Origin of the sequence: uncultured Dialister sp., assembly GCF_937959425.1 — a bacterium.
Taxonomy (GTDB): Bacteria; Bacillota; Negativicutes; order Veillonellales; family Dialisteraceae; genus Dialister.
The window spans coordinates 1-3,580 of record NZ_CALGPS010000001.1 but is presented as its reverse complement, the minus strand read 5'-3'; the positions used below and the strand labels follow the sequence as shown (position 1 = coordinate 3,580).

The following is a 3,580-nucleotide window of genomic DNA, read 5'->3' as shown; positions in this document are numbered from 1 at the left end:
CCACCACTTCGTGGTCCCCCCCACCCCCTTGTGGGGGTGGGCAAGTTTTAAGGTACCGCTGTCCCCGCTCTTTGCAAGCAGCGAACAGCGAGTTTTGGGAGGAAAAGGGGACCGTGCCACTACGCCACTTGCCCACCCCTAGAAGGGGTGGGTGGCGAGCGCCTATATACTCTCTTGCGCCCCCCTGCTTGTCAAGGGGGGAGAGGGCCACGCAGTGGCGAGGGGGGATTGCCAAAGGCACACTGCCGTCAGGCGGCATTTTAAAATCTATTGCCCGCAGGGCAATCCATAACCTTCGGGCCCAAAGGCCCGTCAAACCTGAGAACCCTTGCGCCCGCAGGGCGCATCAATCTTTAGAACCTTCCTCCTCTGAAACCTGGCCGCACCGCGGCCTGTCGTCATTTCGAGCGGAGCGAAGCGGAGTCGAGAAATCTCCCGGCGCCATGCTAACCTGCTCCAATGACCCTACAGCATAGAACGTAACGTAGGCTCCTTCCTCAGGAAGGAGCTGCCCGATAGGGCTGAGAATAGGTCCGAGCCACAAACCTCAAATCTCTTTCCTCAAATCTCAAATCTCTCCCCCTGTCGGACGTCTGAAGTCTGACTGTCTGAAGTCTGACTGTCTGATGTCTCAAATCTCAAATCTCAACAGAGTTTATCATTCCTTTACCACTGCCCTTTTGAAAATGTGTTAATATAATAAAAAAGCAATAGACATACATATTCCTATAGAAAAAGGTGAAAATATGAAAATTCTTGTAACCGGCGGTGCCGGCTTTATTGGTTCCCACTTGGTACGCCAGCTCATGGAAGCAGGAGATGACGTCATTTCCCTGGACAACCTGTCCACCGGCCTTCGGGAAAACCTTCCCAAGGACGCCCGTCTGGAAGTGATGGATACCCATGATGAAAGAGTAGAAGACCTCTTCCGCGAAGAACATTTCGACGCGGTAGTCCATCTGGCCGCCCAGACCCTGGTTAGCGACTCCATGGTGGACCCGGAAAATGACATGTACCAGAACATTGCCGGAACCGTACATATCCTGGAATGCTGCAGGAAATACGGCGTAAAGCGGGTCATCTTCTCCTCCTCCGCCGCCACCTACGGCGACGTAGACGAAAAAGCACTGCCCCTTCCCGAAACCCTGCCCCAGGAACCCCTCTCCTTCTACGGCCTTACCAAAATGACCGTGGAAAAGTACCTGGCCCTCTACCATCTTGCCTACGGTCTCCACTACGTAGTCCTCCGCTTTGCCAACGTATACGGCGAACGCCAGGGAGACGGGGGAGAAGGCGGCGTTATCAGCATCTTTGCCAAACGCCTGGCCAAAGGCGAAGGCATTACCATCTTCGGAAATGGGAAACAGACTAGAGACTTCGTCTACGCCGGCGATATCGCCAAAGGCATCCGACTGGCACTCACCACCGTAAACGCCGACACCTGCTACAACCTCAGCACCCAGACCGAAACCAGCCTGAACGACCTGGTCACCATTTTCTCCAAAATTACAGGCAAACAAATCACTCCATCCTATGGCCCCGTGAGAGAAGGAGACATCTACCGCTCCTCCCTGGCCAACGAAAAAGCAGTCAAAAACCTCCACTGGACACCGGAAATGCCACTGGAAGAAGGACTGAAACGGACCTACGAGTACTTCCAAAAACAATGAAATGTAATTAAAAGACGCTCTTCCTGGAAATAGAAGAGCGTCTTTTTAATATGAGAAAGGTGGGCGCCTGCTCATCAAAAAGGCGCCTCTTATGATCAAACCTTCAAAACCGCCCCAAGGGGCGAGGGAAAACCGTACAACCGGGCTTCGCCCGTTGGAAATGCACCCCTATCCCCCACCGGGGGAGACGTTGCCGGAGGCGACAGAAGGGGTGCATTTCCATCAGGCGCAGCTTGGTTGGCATGTTTTCCCTCGCGCCAAAGGCGCGGTTGTCTGGTTTTATCAAAAGAGGCGGCCATATATGATTGTAAAGGCCGCCCACCTATTTGAAATGCAGTCAAAGACGGATGCTTTTCAAAGGTCCTTTATTTTTCAAAAACCTATGATAAAATGAAGGTGAAGGAGGTGGTGTGATGGACTACGACCCATAGACGACGTCTATCTGGCCGGTAAGAATCCCGAATACGATGCGGCGGCGAAGAAGCTGCTTTCCAGCAAGAAGATACTGGCTTGGATACTGAAGTACTGTGTGGAAGAATTCAAAGACTGTTCCATTGCCGATATCCGTGACCGCTATATCATAGGCATACCGGAAACAGCATCGGTGCCGGTGCTTCCCGACGAAACCAATGCGGCCGCCATGGTCAATGCCGACCGGATTTCCGGCGAAAGGACGGAAGATACCAGCGTCACAGAAGGAAAAGTCACTTTCGACATCCGCTTCAGGGCCATCACGCCCTGCAATGAACTGGTGCAGCTCATTATCAACATCGAAGCCCAAAGGAGCCGCCACACATCCTATCCGCTCATGAAGCGGGCCATGTACTATGTGAGCCGCCTCATTTCCTCCCAGTACGGTGTGGACTTTGACAAGGCACAATACGGAAAAATTAAGAAGGTCTACAGCATATGGCTCTGCATGGATGCGCCCGATGACAGAGGCGGCATCACTCGCTACCGCATGCAGGAAGAGACGGAGTATGGAAATATCCTGGATGAAAAAGAAAACTACGACCTGCAGCAGGTAGTCATGGTTTACGTGGCCCATGCCCGGGCGGATATGGAAAACCGCCTGCTGAACCTTCTGGGCGAACTCTTTGTATCAGAAGACGATGCCAGCAGGAAAAAGGCAGAACTGATTGAGCACTACGATATTGATTTAAACGATGATGAAGAAAGGCTGGTGAGTACCATGTGCAATTTGAGTGTAGGATTATATGAAAAAGGAATGGAGAAAAACAGCAATCAGATTATCATTAACCTTCTGCGGATGCATATGGGCATAGATTTCATCAAGAAAGCTACGGGCCGTTCGGAAGAAGATATAAAGAAACTGGCAGAGGAAAATCACCTGCCCATATAGAAGAGAAAACGGGTGAGAACCATGTGCAGCCTGAGGGTGGGGTAAAAGAGGAGAAAGGAACGGAATTGACAGGACTCCTCGGAGGACCGTTGTTCCTCTTCTCGGCATGGGATATTCTATTTGTAATGTCCTTTGTCCTATGACATGGCTTTGGGTTAAGGTGGTCAAGAAGGAATAGTGATGGTATGAATCTGGGGAAGTTTGTTTTATCCAGAGCATATGCGAATGGATTCAAGGTAGGTTATGAGATAGGCTATGAAGAGTCAATGGGAAGAATTCCTTATCGTGCCATAGCTGAACTGCTGGAAAGAAGTTACTCTGTAGAAAAAGTAGCGGAATTTACGAGACTTCCTGTTGAAAAGATAGAAGAAATACGCACGCAGATAGAACAGGGCGGGAAAAAGAGTCGCTTCCTGACAGAGCCTAACGATGCTCTTCATCAGACGGTTATTCATCTTTTCAATATGGGGCTCTCTGTGGACGATATGGCTATGAGTACCGACCTTCCTGTGGAAAAGGTGGAAGAAATCAAAAAAGAAATAGAAGA

The 3,580-nt window shown here is 50.7% G+C and carries 4 protein-coding genes; all 4 read left to right on the top strand.

Annotated features, from left to right (window positions below):
• The first annotated feature begins 746 nt into the window (after positions 1-746).
• Positions 747-1,670, top strand: a complete 924-nt coding sequence (locus tag Q0482_RS00020) for an NAD-dependent epimerase/dehydratase family protein (RefSeq protein WP_299141841.1) — start codon at positions 747-749, stop codon at positions 1,668-1,670.
• A gap of 91 nt (positions 1,671-1,761) precedes the next feature.
• The gene (locus tag Q0482_RS00015; protein WP_299141839.1) at positions 1,762-2,064 is read left to right on the top strand and encodes a hypothetical protein; all 303 of its coding nucleotides are present in this window, start codon (positions 1,762-1,764) and stop codon (positions 2,062-2,064) included.
• A gap of 135 nt (positions 2,065-2,199) precedes the next feature.
• Complete coding sequence (locus tag Q0482_RS00010; protein WP_299141836.1) at positions 2,200-3,033, top strand: PD-(D/E)XK nuclease family transposase; 834 nt, start codon at positions 2,200-2,202, stop codon at positions 3,031-3,033.
• A gap of 185 nt (positions 3,034-3,218) precedes the next feature.
• Positions 3,219-3,580, top strand: a 362-nt coding sequence (locus Q0482_RS00005) for a hypothetical protein (RefSeq protein ID WP_299141833.1), incomplete at its 3' end; no start/stop codon positions are given.